General features: G+C 37.2%; 15 protein-coding genes. 9 read left to right on the top strand and 6 right to left on the bottom strand.

Annotated features, from left to right (window positions below; genetic code table 11):
• Positions 1–171: 171 nt before the first annotated feature.
• Entirely contained in the window at positions 172–744 is a 573-nt protein-coding gene (locus B9T27_RS10355; protein ID WP_086206746.1) for a TetR/AcrR family transcriptional regulator, read from the top strand.
• Between the two features lie 426 nt (positions 745–1,170).
• Here B9T27_RS10355 and B9T27_RS10350 read toward each other — a convergent pair whose 3' ends face one another.
• Entirely contained in the window at positions 1,171–1,953 is a 783-nt protein-coding gene (locus tag B9T27_RS10350) for a DUF2071 domain-containing protein (protein WP_086206745.1), read from the bottom strand.
• Positions 1,954–2,081: 128 nt separating this feature from the next.
• Positions 2,082–2,861 carry a ferredoxin--NADP reductase gene (locus B9T27_RS10345; RefSeq protein ID WP_086206744.1) on the bottom strand — a complete coding sequence of 260 codons (780 nt, stop codon included), beginning with the start codon at positions 2,859–2,861 and terminating at the stop codon, positions 2,082–2,084.
• A 105-nt stretch (positions 2,862–2,966) separates the two neighbouring features.
• On the opposite strand from B9T27_RS10345, the gene tsaA reads away from it, so the two are divergent.
• Together tsaA and B9T27_RS10335 are read left to right on the top strand one after the other, a co-directional pair.
• The gene (gene tsaA / locus B9T27_RS10340; protein WP_086206876.1) at positions 2,967–3,692 is read left to right on the top strand and encodes a tRNA (N6-threonylcarbamoyladenosine(37)-N6)-methyltransferase TrmO; all 726 of its coding nucleotides are present in this window, start codon (positions 2,967–2,969) and stop codon (positions 3,690–3,692) included.
• Between the two features lie 257 nt (positions 3,693–3,949).
• Positions 3,950–5,707, top strand: a complete 1,758-nt coding sequence (locus B9T27_RS10335; RefSeq protein WP_086206743.1) for a GspE/PulE family protein — start codon at positions 3,950–3,952, stop codon at positions 5,705–5,707.
• A gap of 180 nt (positions 5,708–5,887) precedes the next feature.
• Here B9T27_RS10335 and hemP read toward each other — a convergent pair whose 3' ends face one another.
• Positions 5,888–6,058: a hemin uptake protein HemP gene (gene hemP / locus B9T27_RS10330; RefSeq protein ID WP_086206742.1), complete on the bottom strand. Its 171-nt coding sequence runs from the start codon at positions 6,056–6,058 to the stop codon at positions 5,888–5,890.
• Positions 6,059–6,197: 139 nt separating this feature from the next.
• On the opposite strand from hemP, the gene B9T27_RS10325 reads away from it, so the two are divergent.
• Positions 6,198–7,106: an NUDIX domain-containing protein gene (locus B9T27_RS10325; RefSeq protein ID WP_086206741.1), complete on the top strand. Its 909-nt coding sequence runs from the start codon at positions 6,198–6,200 to the stop codon at positions 7,104–7,106.
• Between the two features lie 115 nt (positions 7,107–7,221).
• Here B9T27_RS10325 and B9T27_RS15080 read toward each other — a convergent pair whose 3' ends face one another.
• Entirely contained in the window at positions 7,222–7,428 is a 207-nt protein-coding gene (locus B9T27_RS15080; protein ID WP_228146205.1) for a hypothetical protein, read from the bottom strand.
• Positions 7,429–7,448: 20 nt separating this feature from the next.
• Positions 7,449–9,848, bottom strand: a complete 2,400-nt coding sequence (mrcB, locus tag B9T27_RS10315; RefSeq protein WP_086206740.1) for a penicillin-binding protein 1B — start codon at positions 9,846–9,848, stop codon at positions 7,449–7,451.
• A 188-nt stretch (positions 9,849–10,036) separates the two neighbouring features.
• Here mrcB and B9T27_RS10310 point away from each other — a divergent pair, with 188 nt between their 5' ends.
• The 3 genes from B9T27_RS10310 (at position 10,037) to B9T27_RS10300 (ending at position 11,741) form a co-directional block, all read left to right on the top strand.
• On the top strand, positions 10,037–10,942 hold the full coding sequence (locus tag B9T27_RS10310) for an NAD(+) kinase (RefSeq protein WP_086206739.1): 906 nt from the start codon (positions 10,037–10,039) through the stop codon (positions 10,940–10,942).
• Positions 10,943–10,944: 2 nt separating this feature from the next.
• Complete coding sequence (locus B9T27_RS10305; RefSeq protein WP_086206738.1) at positions 10,945–11,211, top strand: YeaC family protein; 267 nt, start codon at positions 10,945–10,947, stop codon at positions 11,209–11,211.
• A 125-nt stretch (positions 11,212–11,336) separates the two neighbouring features.
• Entirely contained in the window at positions 11,337–11,741 is a 405-nt protein-coding gene (locus tag B9T27_RS10300; RefSeq protein WP_086206737.1) for a hypothetical protein, read from the top strand.
• Between the two features lie 52 nt (positions 11,742–11,793).
• On the opposite strand, the gene B9T27_RS10295 is transcribed toward B9T27_RS10300, so the two are convergent.
• On the bottom strand, positions 11,794–12,792 hold the full coding sequence (locus B9T27_RS10295) for a glycosyl transferase family protein (RefSeq protein ID WP_086206736.1): 999 nt from the start codon (positions 12,790–12,792) through the stop codon (positions 11,794–11,796).
• A gap of 425 nt (positions 12,793–13,217) precedes the next feature.
• Between B9T27_RS10295 and B9T27_RS10290 the strand changes: the two genes are divergently transcribed.
• Positions 13,218–14,558, top strand: a complete 1,341-nt coding sequence (locus B9T27_RS10290; protein WP_086206875.1) for a dicarboxylate/amino acid:cation symporter — start codon at positions 13,218–13,220, stop codon at positions 14,556–14,558.
• Positions 14,559–14,753: 195 nt separating this feature from the next.
• A complete protein-coding gene (locus tag B9T27_RS10285) occupies positions 14,754–19,433 on the top strand; it encodes a YDG domain-containing protein (RefSeq protein WP_086206735.1) in 4,680 nt (1,559 codons plus the stop codon).
• Position 19,434 lies beyond the last annotated feature (1 nt).

Raw genomic sequence — 19,434 nt, 5'->3', positions numbered from 1 at the left:
TATTTTTCTAGTATGCACTCATTATATTTAAAAGATATATTGTTAATATATTTTATCAGATGATAAATAATGATATAATGTTACGTATTATTGTATGACCAATTTAATAAAATTACATTACTGAGTTCAGGCAAATCATAAAGATGAAGATAAGTCGGGTAGGCAAGTAGCATGTCAAAAAAAGATGACATAATTAAGACTGCTCTTAATCTTTTTAACTCATATAGTTATAACTCTATTGGCGTTGACAGGATCATTAGTGAGTCTGGTGTAGCGAAGATGACGTTTTATAAATACTTTCCGTCAAAAGCTAAACTTATTGAAGAATGTTTAAATCGAAGAAATATGAATTTACAAGAATCGTTAAATGCATCAATTGAAAAGTGTAATGCAACTGATTGTTTAGATCACATAAAAACAATTTTTTTCTGGTACCACGCATGGTTTCATAGTCCTGACTTTAATGGCTGCATGTTCCAAAAAGCCGTAGAAGAGGTTTCAAAAATCTATCCATCAACTATTTATCCAGCAATTGAGTATAAGAATTGGTTAACAGAACGTATTCGTATTGCCTTAGAGGGCTTAGGAATTGCGGTTAAACAATCCTTACAACTCGCGAGTATGTTGGTTAGTATTTTAGATGGTATGACGATGCAAGCACAAATTGATCAAGATTCTGTCCATATAGATGAATATTGGAAACGGATTAGTCGTTTAATTCAATTTGAACTGACTGATATCTGAGGCAAAAAAAAGCGTGAATTCAATAAAAATTGATCACGCTGCGTCTGAATAATTTTACTTTTTAATATTTTAATATAATCAATGGGGTCGATTATATTTAAAATATTAATAGTGATGAGTTTAAAAACTCATTTTCTTATGATTATCTTTATTGATTTAAAAGTGGTTGCCCTCTGGATGTTTTAATTTAACGCAATCCAAACATAATGTCTCTTTACAACCCGTATATACAGACCTGTCTGTTTGTGTTTTTGATTATATTAATTTTCTTTATGAAAGACAATCCTATTTAAAGAAAAATTTAAAATTATTTGTATTTTATTTATCTCAATGATTGTAAGGAAAATAAAATATAAAGCTGTGCCTATAAACGCTGTAGGTGTATTTTTGCAATGCACTTGACCAGATTGACCAATAAGTTATGTTTTACTCGAGCGCGCTGGGTGGTAAGTAAATTGTAAACTCATTGATTGGTTCAATAAGTACACTATAAGGTTTAAGTTGATCATTAAAGGACACTAAATTCAGGCGATTGAGCAGTTCGAATTTTGCATGTAGAAGTTTTGCTGGTGTGGGGTGTAGCCGATCATGCCAAACGCGATAGGTTCCCAATTTACCATCACGACGATGATAAAACCCCGCCAATGGATGGGTTAAATATACCAAATAGCTTTCTAAATCTGGAAAGCCCGCGTAATACCATTCCTCTTGCCTCGACTGAGTGAGATGGACTTCTGCGGCAGCCCATTCACTGTAGGTCGTCATTTTATAAGATTGGTAGTTACCGTGATGATCTTGTTGACAATCAAAGTGAATTTTAGCTTTATGCCAAGGAAGTAACCATACAAAGCGTGGTACAAAAACAGTCCATGAGTCTAATGTTGTTCCGATAAACCAGACACCGTGTTCTTGAGTTTCTTGATCAATGACATAAACTCGATAATTGGTTTGTCCCATATTAAACTTTGGGAATGGGTAACATGCGGAAGTAAAATCTATATCAATAAAGGGCACAACGGAGAGTAAGGCTTTTTCATGGCCGTGTACAAGAATGGTGTCTAATTTAAAACGTTTGGGAATAATTTGGCTAAATCGATCTGGGTCAATTGCATAACTAATTAATGCAAAGTGTTGCAATTTACATTGAACATCGATGCCAGTTGGTTGTGGTCGCGAGTAAAGTACGGTGCTAAAGTTTAAATACTTCATGTGTGATTTTTAAATTATAGTTCTTAATTAAATATTACGAAAAAAACAGTGAAGGGTCTATTATTTAAATGAATTTTTTCAAAAAGAAACCGAGATTATGACCTCGGTTTCTTTATTACGATCAAATTTTATTTTTCAACAAAAGCACGTTCAATTACATAATCGCCTAATTGTCCCATGCGTGGAGATTCTTTTAAGCCATGTTGATCTAAAAGTGCAGCAACATCTTTTAAGAATGCAGGGCTACCACAAAGCATAGCGCGGTCAACTTCAGGGTTGAAACGTTCTAAGCCAATTTTTTCAAAAATTTCACCTGTTTCAATCGCAGTGGTGACACGACCTTGGTTTGGGAAATCTTCACGAGTGACCGTTGGGTAGTAAACCAGTTTGTCTTTAATGCCTAATTCTTCAAAAAACTCATGGTTTGGCAGTTCATTATGAATTAAGTCTTGGTAGGCTAATTCTGAAATGAAGCGAGTACCATGTACGACAATCACTTTTTCAAAGCGTTCATAGGTCTCTGGATCACGAATCGTGGCTAAAAATGGTGCAAGACCAGTACCTGAAGAAAGTAAGTATAAGTTTTTACCAGGGTTTAGGTCATCAAGGACTAAAGTTCCTGTTGGCTTTTTAGACACGAGAATGTCATCACCAACTTTAACTTTTTGCAAAATAGAGGTTAAAGGGCCATCTTGAACTTTAATTGAGAAAAATTCTAATTCTTCTTCATAATTCGCACTGGCAATTGAATAAGCACGCATTAAAGGCTTACCATTGACTTCAAGTCCAATCATCACAAATTGACCATTTTTAAAACGTAGTGCTGTGTCACGCGTAGTTTTAAAACTGAATAATGTGTCATTCCAGTGGTGCACGTGAGTAATCTTTTCGACGTTGAAAGCAGCCATTAAAGGTCTCAATAAATTTTCAAATTAGAACAAGTTCCTATTCTAATCTAATTTCATTCTCTATAAACTGAATATATTGAATTGAGCTTATCAGAAAAAGTGATGATGACTGAAGTTAGTATGCCGATTATTGGTTATATGCGATCTCCTTATAAAGAAAAGTTTGGTATTCCACGTCAGCCAAATTTGGTACAAGTCGAGTCTTATATTGAAATGCTTGCCCCGTATAATGATTTAATGGCATTTGAAGGAATTGAAGAGTTTAGCCATTTATGGTTAATCTGGCAGTTTCATGATAATAAAAATCAACAAGATCATCATAAGTTTCGGCCGCAAGTCCGTCCGCCACGTTTAGGTGGAAATAAAAAAATTGGGGTATTTGCAACACGAAGTATGTATCGACCTGCTCCAATGGGATTGTCTGTGGTGCAATTGAGGATAGTTAAAAAAGTCGGAAAATCTATCCGAGTCTATGTCACAGGGAGTGATTTATTGGATGGCACCCCTATTTTCGATATTAAGCCTTATATTCATTATTCAGATGCCATTATGGATGCACAAAGTGCTTATGCGCAGGAGCGACCCTCAATAAAGTCAGTGCTTTGGTCAGATTTAGCAGAACAAGAAAAAGCGGAGTTAATCCAATCGAATCAAGTTGATTCGAAAACATTTTCCGAATTAGAACAGATTCTATCTTTAGATCCGCGACCAGCGTATCAGGAGGATGAGCATCGAATTTATAAAATGCAATTTGCAAATGTTGATGTGAGTTTTATCATTACTTTTGATTCGGTCAAGATTATTCAAATAAACAGTTTGATATCGAATTGATTCATTTATATAAGCAATGTTAGTGGTTCTTTTAAATGTAAACTTGTCTTTTGCTTATTTCATAGATAGTAAGTTAACGGACTTTAAATGATAAGTAAAAGGCGATTTTTATATTCAAATTTTATTATTTTAATCCAGTGAAATCATGGATGTCTTTATACAAAAATGTAGCTGAGTAGATAGGCTTCAGCACTGGTAAAAAATGCAATATTAAAAACTTAATTTGCTATAGTGGACATAGTTTTGGGGATAGAACAATGCAGTTTAATTTTGAAATAGATACAACGTGGTGCTTAGAACAATTATTAAAAGATGAGCGTATTTCAGAACGTGATAAATTATTGATTCAAACGACACATCGGCAACGTGAACAATTAAAATGGCATCCATTACGTTGGATTGCGCATTTTAATCTGCTTGACCCCAAAGAACCGCAGAAAAGACTGACTTTAACAATATTATGTCAGTGGTTAGCTGAAAAATCTCAAATCCCATTTTATTTGATTGATCCTTTGAAGGCAGATGTCGCATCATTGACGAATGTAATGTCACAAGAATTTGCTTTAAGAAATCAAATTTTGGCAGTAGAAGTACAGGCTGATAAAGTTCTAATCGGTTCAAGCCAACCTTTTTCTAAAGATTGGCTGCAAAATTTAGAACGCAGTTTAAGACCTAAAAATATTCAGCAAGTTTTACTCAATCCTGAACAATTGCAACGTTATCTGAACGAGTATTATCAAGTTAGTCGTGCAGTCAGCCATTCTCAAAAGTCTGGTAACTACGATCAAGAAAATAAAGGTGTAGAAGCACTTTTACAATTGGGAGATTCACAAAATCCAGATGCCAATGATCAACATATTGTGAAATTGGTAGATTGGGTTCTACAGTTTGCTTTTGAGCAAGGTGCGAGTGATATTCACCTAGAGCCACGCAAGGACAATGGCAAAGTACGTTTTCGTATAGATGGTGTATTACATACCATCTACAATATGCCAGCGAATACGCTGACAGCTGTGATTTCACGGATTAAAATTTTGGGTCGAATGAACGTAGCTGAGAAACGTAAACCTCAGGATGGTCGTTTAAAGACTCGAACTCCTAAAGGGCAAGAAACAGAATTACGTCTGTCCACTTTGCCGACAGCTTTTGGCGAAAAATTAGTCATGCGTATTTTTGATCCTGAAGTTTTGGTACGCAGTTTTCAGCAATTGGGCTTTGATGAAAAATTGCTGGGGAAATGGCAAGCCTTAACTCAGCATAGTCATGGCATTATTTTGGTCACAGGCCCGACTGGTTCAGGAAAAACCACGACGTTATATTCATCCTTAAAACAGCTGGCCACTGATCAGGTGAATGTCTGTACTATTGAAGATCCGATTGAAATGCTTGAGCCGAGTTTTAACCAAATGCAGGTTAACCTAGGGATTGATTTAAGTTTTGCAGATGGGGTTCGTGCATTGATGCGACAAGACCCCGATATCATTATGGTGGGGGAGATTCGTGACCGAGATACTGCTGATATGGCGATTCAAGCGGCATTAACGGGACATTTAGTATTATCTACTTTACATACCAATGATGCACCTTCTAGTTTAACCCGCTTGCATGATTTAGGGGTGCAGCCATTCTTGACTTCAGCCACCATTTTAGGTGTGCTTGCCCAACGCTTAGTCCGTCAGTTATGCTCACATTGTAAGCAAGAAACTTTTATTGATGATCAAGAATGGCGACATTTAACCTTTGATTACGCAATTAAAATGCCTGAATTTGTCTTTAAAGCAGTTGGTTGTGATGAATGTCGTCAAACTGGTTATAAAGGCCGTGTTGGACTGTATGAGTTTATGCCCATTAGTTTAGAGGCGAAACAAAAAATTAGTGCCAATGCCACATTAGATGAATTACGTACTCAAGCAAAAAAAGAGGGGATCGAGCCCTTGAGGATTGCAGGTGCGCGTAAAGTGATAGATGGTGTGACAACACTTGAAGAAGTATTAAGAGTTGTTCCACTCAGTTAATTTAAGCGGAAACTATATAATTATAGTACGTGCTTACAATGGGATGCCATGAATATCATATAGATATGCGATTTGAAAAGTCATAGTATTATTATTTGAGATTGCTGGTTAAATTAAAAAGCAGTATGCGCTGATTCATACTGCTTGTTCCCACGTTTTTTATTGTTAAATTTTTTATTATTATTTGGTTAGAATTAAGCGATTATTACGTGTCAGGCGTAACCGATATTCTTCTCCAGCATGCATGATGCGAATTTCTCGACCTAGTGCAAATAGATTGTTTGAATGTAACATCGGTAATGAATTATTCGACTCAAGATGGCGTGTAAATAAGCTAAATGGTGCGTTCATTGTTCTTAGACTCCGTGGTGTGTAGTGAACTCCACAAATGATAATCATTATCAAATGCAGCTGTCAACGATAATTTATCGCATTTATAAAAAAACTAGAATTGTTTACACTGAGATAACATTTTTAGGTGATTAAAAATATGTTTAAGCCTACAGTACATGTCGCAATTGGCTTATTATTTCATCAGGGCAAAGTCTTGGTGGGTTGGCGAAATGCAGACCAGCATCAAGGAAATAAATATGAGTTTCCAGGTGGAAAAGTAGAGCAGGGGGAAACACCCGAGCAAGCCTGTCGTCGTGAAATATTTGAAGAAGTAGGCATTGGTATTCAAAAATGGCATATTTTTGATGTGATTCATCATGTTTATGATGATGTAGAGGTTTATTTACATCTATTTCATGCACATGTTCCCATAAAATACCTATCTGATATTCAGAAGCCATGGACTTGGTATTATCGTGAAAAGTTATTAGAGTTGAACTTTCCAAAAGCTAATCAAATCATCATTGAGCGGTTGCATTGGAAGCATACGATTCAAATTTCGGCTGATTTAACTCAACTTAATCAACTTGCTGACGATCGTTTATTGTATTGGCGTACTGAGTCAACACTCATTTCCATGCAAGATTTTCAACACTTTACTGATCCACAATTAAAGTCACTAATCCTTAATGTTGAATTATGGATGCAATTAGATGAGGCTTTACAAAAAAAAATTGGAGCAGTCCAATTTAAACAGCACCAAATTTTAGCCTTACACAATAAACAATTACCTATAGGTATTCGCTGTATTGCATCATGCCATGATGCTGTTTCACTACAGTGGGCTCATAAAATAGGCTGTGATGCGGTGTTCTTAAGTCCTGTACAGGTGACAGAAAGTCATCCAGAAACTCCTGCTTTAGGTTGGGAGCAGTTTCATGAGTTGGCTAAAAGTTGTGATATTCCAGTATTTGCACTGGGTGGACTAAAACCGCAAGATTTGCTATTGGCACAACGATATTTAGCTTATGGCGTGGCTGGGATTCGTGGTTTTGAATCTCATTAAAAATGAACTGGGATAGTCACTTAATTTTTACAAAGTCATTTTAAGTGGTTAATGTCATCTCAAGGTTTTAAGCATACTCTATGAATCACCCCGTTACTCAAGTATTGAGTTTGAACTAAGGGGTAATAACAGGAATTTTTTCACGTTTTATTTCTGCTTGTGTATAAGGCGTAATTTTCACGCCATCGGGTGTTGCCACGGCTTGCTGTTTTGTTTCTGATGTTTGATAGGCTTTTAGTGAGGTATGAGTTTGAGTCGGGCGTGCTTGACACCCAACTAAACTTAATAAACTGGTACATAAGATAATGGTTTTATAAGACATTAAACCTCCTATACGCCTCATTAGTTTTGATAACTACCGCTAGAGATGACACGATTTGTATTTGAATTGCTGTCATCTTGCATGTTGTTTTCGCTTTCACGAATATAGTTTTCAATACTATCACCAGACGGTGTTTGTGATGCTGGATTTTCTGTATCAGGGAAAAGATCTGTTTCAACCTGATCATGTGTTGCGCAGGCCGTAGTTTGATGAGGTATGGTACGTCGTAGCATTGGAATATACATCGCACCAGCACAGCCTTGTGCCGAAACATAGCCTGTTGCAACATCAATCCATTGCCACTGTACATCATCAGGCTGTCTTAAATTCACTGGTTTTTGGCGTAGTTGCTTCATCACGTTAATCCATACAGGCAGAGCGCCAGTAGAACCTGTTAAGCCTGTGACTTTATTATCATCTAAACCAAGCCAGACGACAGCCAAGTGATTTCCAGAGTATCCCGCAAACCAAGAGTCACGGGTATCATTGGTGGTGCCAGATTTACCCGCAAGTTTAAGCTCCGGTGAAAGGGTATTATATGCTGATCTACCTGTACCTGAAGACATGACTTGTTGCAGGCCATAATTCAAAATATAGGCTGATGCTGGGTCAATGGTTTGCTGTGCATTTAAAGCATAGCGTTCCACTAGATGCCCATTTGGATCAACTACGGAACGAATCGCTTTGGTTGGATATTTAAAGCCGCCTGTGGCGAAGTTTCCATAAATACTCAACATTTCCATTGGTGACATATCTACGGCACCTAAGAAAATTGAAGGATATTGGGGGATTTTTGATGTCACACCAAATTTAATTAAATTATTGATAAATGTAGTTTGTCCAAATTCCTGCCCCAGTCTGACAGCAGCAAGATTATAAGAATTGGCTAAAGCTTGAGACATTGGAACAATACCATTGCCGCTACCACTATAGTTTTTAGGTGTCCAAGTTTGCTTGCCATCTACAGGAACACTAATAGGGCTATCTTCAATTTTAGTGGCCCAGTTATAACGACCAGATTCAATAGCACTTAAATAAATAACAGGTTTTAGCAATGAACCAACTTGGCGTTTTGCATCAATGGTACGGTTAAAGCCAGTAAAATCTTGGGTAGAACCAACTGCGGCAACCAATTCCCCATTTTCAGGGCGGGTAATGAGTACCGCACCTTGTAAGTCTTTTAATCGGTTTGGATTGGAGTTGGCTAGACGAGCTACTGTTTCACGAAAACTGGTTTGAACTTTGGTTTGTGAAATTGGATCTAAGGTCGTAAATATGCGTAACCCTTGATTGGTTAAATCTGTTTCTTGGTATTCAGTTTTAAGTTGGCGACGTACAATATCTAAAAAGTCTGGGAAACGTGCAGTACCAATCGTTGGCTTCTCGACGACATTTAAAGGACGTGCAATTTCACGTTCGTATTGATCTTGAGTTAAATAACCCATCACTAACATATTGTTTAAGACTACATTCCGACGTTTTTTTGCAAGTTCTGGATTTTTCCAAGGATTGTAAAGTGTCGGACCTTGTACCAGTCCAACTAAGAACGCTTGTTGAGAAATATTCAGTTCGCGTAATGGTAGACCGAAATAAAACTGTGATGCTAAACCATAGCCATTGACTGAATAGTTACCGCTTTGTCCCAAATTTACTTCGTTTAAATAAGCTTCTAAAATTTCATCTTTATTGTAATGTAGCTCAAGCAGTAACGACATGAGAGCTTCATTCACCTTACGCTTTAAGGTTTTTTCAGGCGTTAAGTAGAAATTTTTAATCAGCTGTTGGGTTAAGGTCGAACCACCTTGGCGTTTACCACCAGTCACATTACTGACCAAAGCACGCGCTGTGCCACGGAAAGAAATGCCATGATGATGATAAAAATTACGATCTTCAGTTGCGATGAGTGCTTCAATCAGTGATTTTGGAACCTTATCTAATTTAATAAGAACACGGTCCTCATTGTGTTGAGGATAAATACCACCAATCAGCATCGGCTCCAAACGTGCAATACCAGTATTGCTTGGTTTGGTGGCTTTAACATCAATAACTTGATCATTATTAAATGAAACTTGTAAAATTTGTTCAGGGTCTACGCTATCACCAAAATCAAAACCACGGGTATGCACATAAAAGCTATTCCCTTGAGTCACATAACTTCCAGACTGGGTATAACTATTGCTATTTTTATAGCCAAGTAGCTTTAATTCTTGTTCAAAATCATTTTGTGCAATTGGAGCATTGGCATATATTTCTAATGGGCGTGCGAATACCTTAGCCGGAATATCCCAGCGATTTCCTTCAAATTTGTCACGAATAATATTATCTAAACGAACCAAATAAATACTAAAAGCGAAGAAAATTGCGATGATTAATATACAAAAAATTAGAGCAATGATGCCAATACCACGTTCGGACTTCATATATTTAGACAAGATCCTGATTGTTTGTGCCAATCATGCGAATCTTTTCTTTAATTTGCAATAATAAATCTGTGAATTAATCGAAATATTAGATATAAACTTGTGGATGCTGAGTTAGTAATGTTTTTTAAAAATAAATACGATAGTGCTATTATAGAGCGCATTAAACAGTGGAGCCGTAGCGTACTGTGCAAATCTCACCAAAGACATTTCGAAATATTGGGATCATTGGGCGACCAGATAAGTCATCTGTAGTCGACACCTTATGTCTTATTCATGACCATCTATTAGGTTTGGGCTTACATCCTGTATTTGATTCTGCAACGGCTGAATTAGTTCCCTATACCAATACCCAAACTGTGAGTCGTCAACTTTTAGGTGAAGTTGTTGATTTAGTCATTGTCGTTGGTGGTGATGGTTCGCTACTGCATGCTGCCCGGGCATTGGTCAAGCATAATACTCCTGTATTGGGCGTGAACCGTGGTCGTTTAGGTTTTTTAACTGATATTAAGCCCACTGAAGTTATTTTTAAGCTTGATCAGGTTTTGAAAGGTGAGTTTCAGCTCGATCGCCGATTTTTATTAGAAATGGAAGTCCGCAGTAATAATGAAGTGATTTATGATGCGATTGCCTTAAATGATGTGGTATTACACTCGGGTAAATCGGTACATATGATCGATTTCGAACTGAATATTGATGGCCAGTATGTCTATCGTCAGCATAGTGATGGCTTAATTGTTTCGACTCCTACGGGTTCAACAGCTTATGCTTTATCGGGTGGTGGTCCAATTTTACATCCGAGTATGGATGCAATCGCTTTAGTACCTATGCATCCACATACCTTGTCTTCGCGTCCAATTGTGGTTGGTGGGCAAAGTGAAATTAAAATTCAGATTCGGGAAAACCGCGTTTTACCCATGGTTAGTGCCGATGGGCAACACAGTATTTCTTTAAATGTTGGTGATAGTTTACATATACGCAAGCATCCATTTAAATTAATTTTATTACATCCACCGGGTTATGACTTTTATATGGCTTGTCGTACTAAACTCGGGTGGAATCATGATTTTGACTCATTTCAACAGCAGGATTGACCATGAATATTGAAAATATGCTTTCTGTTTTAGATGCAGATATTGTAGAGCGTTTAAAAACGGCAGTAGAAATTGGTAAATGGCCAAATGGTGTTGCATTAACTAACGAGCAGCGCCAAATTTGTATGCAAGCTGTGATTGCATGGGAAGCACAGAATTTACCTGAAACTGAACGTAGTGGTTATATTGATAAGGGGCATAAAGATGAAGGGAATGAGTGTGATTCGCATGTGCCTGAACCTGAATTTCAACCGATCCGTTTTGTTTAAAAGCTGTAGATAGGGAATGGAAAATATAAGTTAATCATTTCTATATATGCTGCAAGGTTTAGTCTTCCAATAAGCCTTGTAGAATATTTAATCATTTTTCAATTATAATAAATTTGATCACAAGTATGAAAATAGTAGCGGCCTGTTTATGTACAATTCTTGGATTTAATGCTCAATCTATTTTTGCTGAAACAAAAGTAATTGAATGCCAACTAAATGTATCTGTCATTGCTAGTCAAAAATATGCAGCACCAGTACATCAGTACACTACTTTAAAAAATGATGGTTCACCGATGTTGTTAATTGGTATTCATATTCAAAAATCTAAAGCTATTCATCAATCTGAAAACATAAAGACACATCAAGCATACTGTCGAAATTTAGTTGGACAGCAAAAAGATGCTTATTTATCGGGTTATGTCCCATTAGGGATAATTCATCTGAATGATCAATTAACCTTAAGTTATCGTCATACCTCTGCCAAGCATTATCCTTTTTGGCCAGAGGCTTATTCAGTTATAAAGAGGTAATATGCAAATAGTGATTTAAATTAGACTATTTATATAATAGTCTAAAGGAAGCTTACTGAAAGCGATTTAACCACATTTCTTTGGCTTTAAGCATTGCTACTTCATACGTAGCACATGCACCCATTGTGTATAATGCAATTCCCATCGTTTCAGTAATCGCAATTTCTCCATATTCATGTTGTTGTTTACCTTCCCATACGGCTTTGAATGTAGCTAAATCGAGTTGTTCTTCTACAGCACTACGATTTTCGGTCAATTTAGGTAATGCATGCTCATATAATTCACCGTCTTTGATACCACATATCAGTGTTTTAGCATCAGGATTACGTTCAAATTCACCACCTTCACCTTTAATCACAGCACTGTTTTGATAGCCGAGTTGAAACGCAGCTTGTTGATGTGAGCGCCGATAGGCAGGATGAAAAATGGCTTGCATCGTCGCTTTTGCATTAAATGGATTAATGAGACGTGCCAAAGTGTGAATAGGAGAGCGTAGACCCATGATATTCCGAAGTGCAATTAAATCGCTTAAAATGGGTGAAATAACCTCTAAAGGTAAATAGGCGAAATTTCGTTTTTTAAGTTGTTCTACAACATCATCTTCATTTTGACAAATTTTATAGTCTAAATATTCTAAAACTTGTTCGGTATATAATCGATTAATGGTATGACCTGATGCACCATGCATGACAATATTATAATCATGCTTTGCGAGTGTTAAAGCTGCTAATAAAAACCATGGATAGTGTTTTCGTTTACCTGCATAAGACGACCAGTCCAAATCAATATTTAAGCTTTTAAAGCTCAATTGATCTTTGGTTGCTTGCACAAATCCAGTTAATTCATCTACAGACTCTTCTTTGACTCGGAGTAACATCAGAAAAGCACCGAGCTGTACATCCAGTACTTCACCTTTTAAAATCATACTGAAGGCTTGATATGCCTCATTATAAGTTAATGATCTAGCGCCATTTTTACCTTTGCCGACAATGCGAACATATTGAGCAAATGGATGTTCGAAGTCTTGATAAAGGTTTCTTTTATTATCCATGAGTGGCAGAGTATTTCGTATGAAAATGAATTTCAACACTATGCCATAAAAATAAAATGAAGAAAAAGAGAATATCCATATTAGACTAATGTCTGAATGGATTTTGTGTGAAAAACAATCAAAAGGGACTCTTATTAACTAATCTTGATCTGAATTCAAGTAAACTTTCCGCTTATAGAATTTATTTAAATTTTGATGATCTCCTTAGTCTAATTTTTTGCATTTAATACTTTTTCTAAATGATTATTTGCATAGTTGGCTATTTCATTTATGAATTTTTCTTTGTTTTCATCTTAAGTCGGGTTTTTCACAAAAACTCATTATCTTTTTGCATTCTGCAAAAAGATTCAGGGCTGTGTATTCGTAAGAATAGGCAAAAAAAATGGATATTTCTGCATGCAGGAATATAAGACGAAGTTATGATTATGGCTAAAAAACCTTTATATAAATCACTCTATTTTCAAGTGATTGTTGCTATTATTGCTGGTGTGTTGGTGGGTCATTTTTACCCAAGTGGCACTCAGCTAATTAATGGTGCCGAAAAGCATGTACCAGGTTTAGGTGAGCAATTAAAGCCGTTAGGTGATGCCTTTATTCGCCTAATCAAAATGATTATTGCCCCTGTAATTTTCTGTACTGTGGTCAGTGGTATCGCAGGTATGGAAAGCATGAAATCAGTGGGTAAAACGGGTGGTATTGCCTTACTGTATTTTGAAATTGTTTCTACTGTCGCTCTTTTAATTGGTTTGTTGGTGATTAATATTGCCAAACCAGGCGTTGGTATGAATATTGATCCAGCATCTTTAGATGTTTCAGGAATTTCTAAATATGTGACTTCAGGCGAATCGCAGTCGACACTCGATTTCTTGATGAATATTATTCCAAATACCGTAGTGGGGGCTTTTGCAGAAGGTGAAATTCTTCAAGTTTTACTCTTCGCGATTTTATTTGGTTTTGCACTACACAAATTAGGTGATGCAGGTAAACCTGTATTGAAGTTTATCGATCAAATTTCACATGTTTTCTTTAACATTGTGAATATGATTATGAAACTTGCACCGATTGGTGCATTTGGTGCAATGGCATTTACGATTGGTAAGTACGGTATTGGTAGTCTTGCACAATTAGCACAATTGATTATCTGTTTCTATATTACTTGCTTGCTGTTTATCTTTTTTGTTTTGGGTAGTATTAGCCGTTTTTGTGGATTTAGCATCCTTAAAATGATTCGTATGATTCGTGAAGAGTTATTAATTGTTTTGGGAACATCTTCGTCAGAGTCTGTCTTGCCACGTATGTTGAAGAAGCTAGAAATCGCAGGTTGTGAAAAGTCTGTTGTCGGCTTGGTCATTCCAACAGGTTATTCATTTAACTTGGATGGTACATCGATTTATTTAACCATGGCGGCTATTTTTATTGCACAGGCAACCAATACGCAGTTAGATCTTTCGCATCAAATTACACTTCTAGTGGTGTTGTTAATTTCTTCTAAGGGTGCTGCGGGTGTCACTGGTTCTGGTTTTATTGTCATGGCTGCAACATTGTCGGCAGTTGGTCATATTCCGGTTGCAGGTTTAGCGCTTATTTTAGGGATTGACCGCTTTATGTCCGAGGCACGTGCTTTAACAAATTTAGTTGGAAACTCCTTAGCAACGATTGTCGTAGCCAAATGGGTTGGTCAATTGGATATAGAAAAATTAAATGAAGCATTAAATAATCCAGAAGAAGTAGATCGTAAAATGTCAGAAGAAAATGTCACTGTATAAATAATATTTTCTTGCTGAAATAAAAAGGAAGCTTCAGCTTCCTTTTTATTTTTTCGATGAAAGGAGGTTGTAATTGTGATGCATATCACAAAAAATCATTTTAAAAGAATAGAATACCTGATTTCAGGTATATACGCTGCTGAGAGCTTTTGGTTGAATACTTAATATTTAATCATTAAAGTGTGGGGTAGTAGAATGAATAGAATATATAGAGTGATATGGAATACACAACTTTCTTGCTGGCAAGCTGTTTCTGAGTTGGCAAAAAATCATAGTGGTGGAAGTAGTCAGAGTAAAATATTGGTTGATCATCAAGCGAGTATAATTTCAAAGATCGTAAGTGTCATCTTATTCAGTGCGGCAGTGTTACCTTTATCTATACATGCTGCGATACAAGAACATGCATTACCTACAGGGGCTCAAATTAATTCAGGTAGTGCTCAATTCTCTCAAAATGGTAATACGCTCAATATAAATCAAAATAGCCAAAACCTCAGTACAAACTGGAATACATTCAATATTGGCAAAGATGCTACTGTCAATTTTAATCAGCTAAACCAGTCATCTACAGCCATTAATCACGTAATGGACAGTAATGCCTCGCAAATTATGGGACGCCTCAATGCCAATGGGCAGGTATTTTTACTGAACCCGAATGGCGTAGTCTTTAGTAAAACCGCACAAGTTAATGTTGGTGGCCTAGTAGCTTCAACCTTAAAGTTAAATGATGTAGATATTCAGAATGGTAAATACACCTTAAAAGGTGATGCCAATAGCAATGCTCGTGTAGAAAATCATGGCAGTATTACTACATTATCTGGTGGTACCATCGCACTGATTGCACCAAATGTGGTGAATACAGGAACAATTCATACCCCAAATGGGACGACCCATTTAACATCTGCAAGCCAAGTTACCTTAGTACTGCAGGATGGTTCACTGACCCAGTACCAAGTAGATCAAGGTGTATTAAAAGGTCTAGTGGATAATGGCGGTGCTATTATTGCAAGTAATGGTGCAGTCTATTTAACCGCAAAAGCCAAAGGTAGTTTAAGTAAAGCTGTAGTGAATCATAGCGGCATTATTGAAGCTAATCGCTTAAGCCAAAATGCCAAAGGTGAAATCATTTTGTTGGGTGATATGCAAAATGGTGAAACAAATGTCAGTGGAATACTAAAAGCTGAAGGGAAAAATGGTCAAGATGGTGGGTTTATTGAAACCTCCGCAGCCAAAGTAAAAATTGATAATAGTACAATGGTGTCCTCTCATTCAGAGGGTGGGAAAATTGGAAACTGGTTGATCGACCCTACCGATTTCAGTATTAATTCGGGTAATGCATCAGCAAGCAGTAGCGGCATAGGCGCAACTACTTTAGCAAGCAGTCTTGCAACCAGTAATGTCATATTGCTAACTAGCTCTACGGGTAATCAAAAGGGTGATATCAATGTCAATGCTGATGTGACTTGGGGGAGTGCGACCAGTCTGACTTTAAATGCACAAAATGACATCAACATTAATGCCAACATCACAGCGACTAATAACAGTGGCAAACTTAATTTGATATATGGACAAAACACTGCCAATACCAGCGCAAATTATTATATTAACAATGGCGCAAAAATAAACTTAAAGGCTGGGCAGAATTTTAGTACCCAAAAAGGAACGGCTGCTACCATTAACTATCAAGTCATTACGGCTTTGGGTGCACAGGGTTCGACAACAAGTCAAGATTTACAAGGGATCAACGGGAACCTGAGTGGTAATTATGTGTTGGGTGCAGACATAGATGCCAGTAGTACGGGGCTGTGGAATGGTTATACCGGATTCGACCCAATTGGCTTTTATAATGCAAATTTAAGTCCAATGGATTTATCACAACAGGCATTTCGTGGGCGATTTGATGGATTAGGGCATGCGATTAGTGGATTAAGTATTGAGTCTATGTATCAAGGGATTGGACTGTTTGCGATTACGCATCAGGATGCACTTATACAAAATGTTGGACTGAAGAATATAAGTTATTCAGGTTATGGGAAAACAGGTGGAATCGTGGGGATTAATCTAGGCACGATTAATAATGTTTATGTCAATACGGGTTTAGTCACAGGTAATACTGATCAGTATGGCGGATTGGTAGGCTGGAATTATAATTCAGGAAATATTTTAAATTCTTATGCCAATGTGACTGTAAAAGGAAAATATTCGAATAATAACAATATTGGTGGTCTGGTTGGTTATAACGATGGTGTTGTAAGTTCCTCTTTTGCAACAGGTGCAGTGACAGGAAATAATTATGTTGGCGGTTTAATTGGTGGCATATCAGGACAAATTAATAATTCTTATGCAACAGGTACGGTCATCGGAAATCAGTATGTTGGAGGATTGGTTGGGTTCAATGGTGGAAGTGTCGATAAAAATTATTCATCAGGAAGTGTAACTGGGAATCAGTATGTTGGTGGTCTTGTTGGTGGTGGTAATGGTACAACGGCAAATAGTTTCTGGAACACCAGTACTTCTGGAAGAACAAGCAGTGCTGGTGGTGTAGGAAAGACCACAACAGCACTTCAACAAATTTCTACTTTTGCAGGTTGGGATATTGATGATGCAGGTGGTACAGGAAAAGTCTGGCGTATTTATGAAGGAAGATCCGCTCCGTTATTACGTCATTTCCTTAAACCATTGATAACAGAAATTGTCGCTAATTTTTCTGGTAAAACTTATGATGGATTGATTGTTTCTGGAATTCTGGCTTCAGGTCTGAATTATAAGACAACCAGTAAAAATGCGGGAGTTTATAGTTTAAATGATGGTTCAATTCTGATTACTGGTGTTCCAATCGCAGCAAATACAACTCAGTTTGGTGATGATGTAATTTATAAAGCCAATGGGGGTTCAGGATCATTAACAATAGAAAAAAAAGGTCTGAACGTTACAGGAATTACAGCTAATAATAAAATTTATGATGGAACTACTGCAGCAAGCTTGAGTACAACTGGTGCATTATTTAATGGACTGATTAGCGGAGATAATCTAACGGTATCTTCTGCAAATGCTAGTTTCAGTGATAAGAATGCGGGTACGGCTAAGACCGTGATGATCAATGCTATTGGCTTGGGTGGTACCGATGCAGGTAACTATAATTTAGTTAATACCACAGCAAGTAGCACTGCTAATATCAGTAGAGCCACTATCAACAGTGTGACTGGTATTATTGCTGGTAATAAAATTTATGATGGAACTACTGCAGCAAGCTTGAGTACAACTGGTGCATCATTTAATGGACTGATTAGTGGAGATAATCTAACGGTATCTTCTGCAAATGCTAGTTTCAGTGATAAGAATGCGGGCACGGCTAAGACCGTGATGATCAATGCTATTGGCTTGGGTGGTACCGATGCAGGTAACTATAATTTAGTTAATACCACAGCAAGTAGCACTGCTAATATCAGTAGAGCCACTATCAACAGTGTGACTGGTATTATTGCTGGTAATAAAATTTATGATGGAACTACTGCAGCAAGCTTGAGTACAACTGGTGCATCATTTAATGGACTGATTAGTGGAGATAATCTAACGGTATCTTCTGCAAATGCTAGTTTCAGTGATAAGAATGCGGGTACGGCTAAGACCGTGATGATCAATGCTATTGGCTTGGGTGGTACCGATGCAGGTAACTATAATTTAGTTAATACCACAGCAAGTAGCACTGCTAATATCAGTAAAGCCCAAGCGACAGTGACTGCGAATAGTTTAAATACAATCTATAACGGCCAAAACCAAACCGTATCAGGCTTTAGTGCAACAGGCCTAGTGAATGGTGAAGATACAACCGTTCTGACTGGTGTCAGTGCATCAGCGACTGGCAAGAATGCGGGTAGTTATAGCAACATCGCCTCAGGTAGTGATACGAACTATGCTTTAACGTTTGTAGATGGTTCATTAGACATTGCGAAAGCCCAAGCGACAGTGACTGCGAATAGTTTAAATACAATCTATAACGGCCAAAACCAAACCGTATCAGGCTTTAGTGCAACAGGCCTAGTGAATGGTGAAGATACAACCGTTCTAACTGGTGTCAGTGCATCAGCGACTGGCAAGAATGCGGGCAGTTATAGCAACATCGCTTCAGGTACTGATACAAACTATGCTTTAACGTTTGTAGATGGTTCATTAGACATTGCTAAAGCTAAAATTAACCAAGTCACTGGCATTACCGCCAATGATCGAGTTTATGACACAAGTACGAATGTTGCATTGAATACTGGATCAGCACAATTTGATGGCATTATTCATGGTGATCAACTCAATGTTGCAACGGCAACAGGACAATTTACGGATAAAAATGCTGGTATAGATAAACGAGTTGATATTTCCAAAATTAGCTTAAGTGGCACAGATTCAAATAACTATGAATTAGTAGTCAATACAGCCCAAACGACAGCAGATATCACAAAAGCCAATATTAATTCAATTGCAGGAATTACAGCGGATAATCGTATTTATAATGGACAAATAGATGTGGCTTTAAATACTTCAAATGCTCAATTTAATGGCATCTTAGTGGGGGATAATCTACACGTAAATAGCGGTATAGGGCAATTTGAAAGTTCAGCTACAGGACAAAATAAAAATGTGCAGATTACTGGACTTAGTTTAAGCGGTACAGATGCTGGAAACTATTATTTGGTCGATACAACAGCCCAAACAACAGCAGATATACACATGCTTACCCCGGAAGCTTATATGCAAGCAATACAATTAAGACGTCCACAATACTTACCGACAACAAATGTGGCTATGGATAACATCAATGTAGAAGTTAGAAATGGTGGCGTCAATACCACAGGCCTACGTACATTAACAGGGGAGCACTAAT

Source organism: Acinetobacter sp. ANC 4648 (assembly GCF_002135345.1).
Lineage (GTDB): Bacteria > Pseudomonadota > Gammaproteobacteria > Pseudomonadales > Moraxellaceae > Acinetobacter.
The sequence above is the reverse complement of the archived record's forward strand: the minus strand, read 5'-3'. Positions and strand labels throughout refer to the sequence as shown.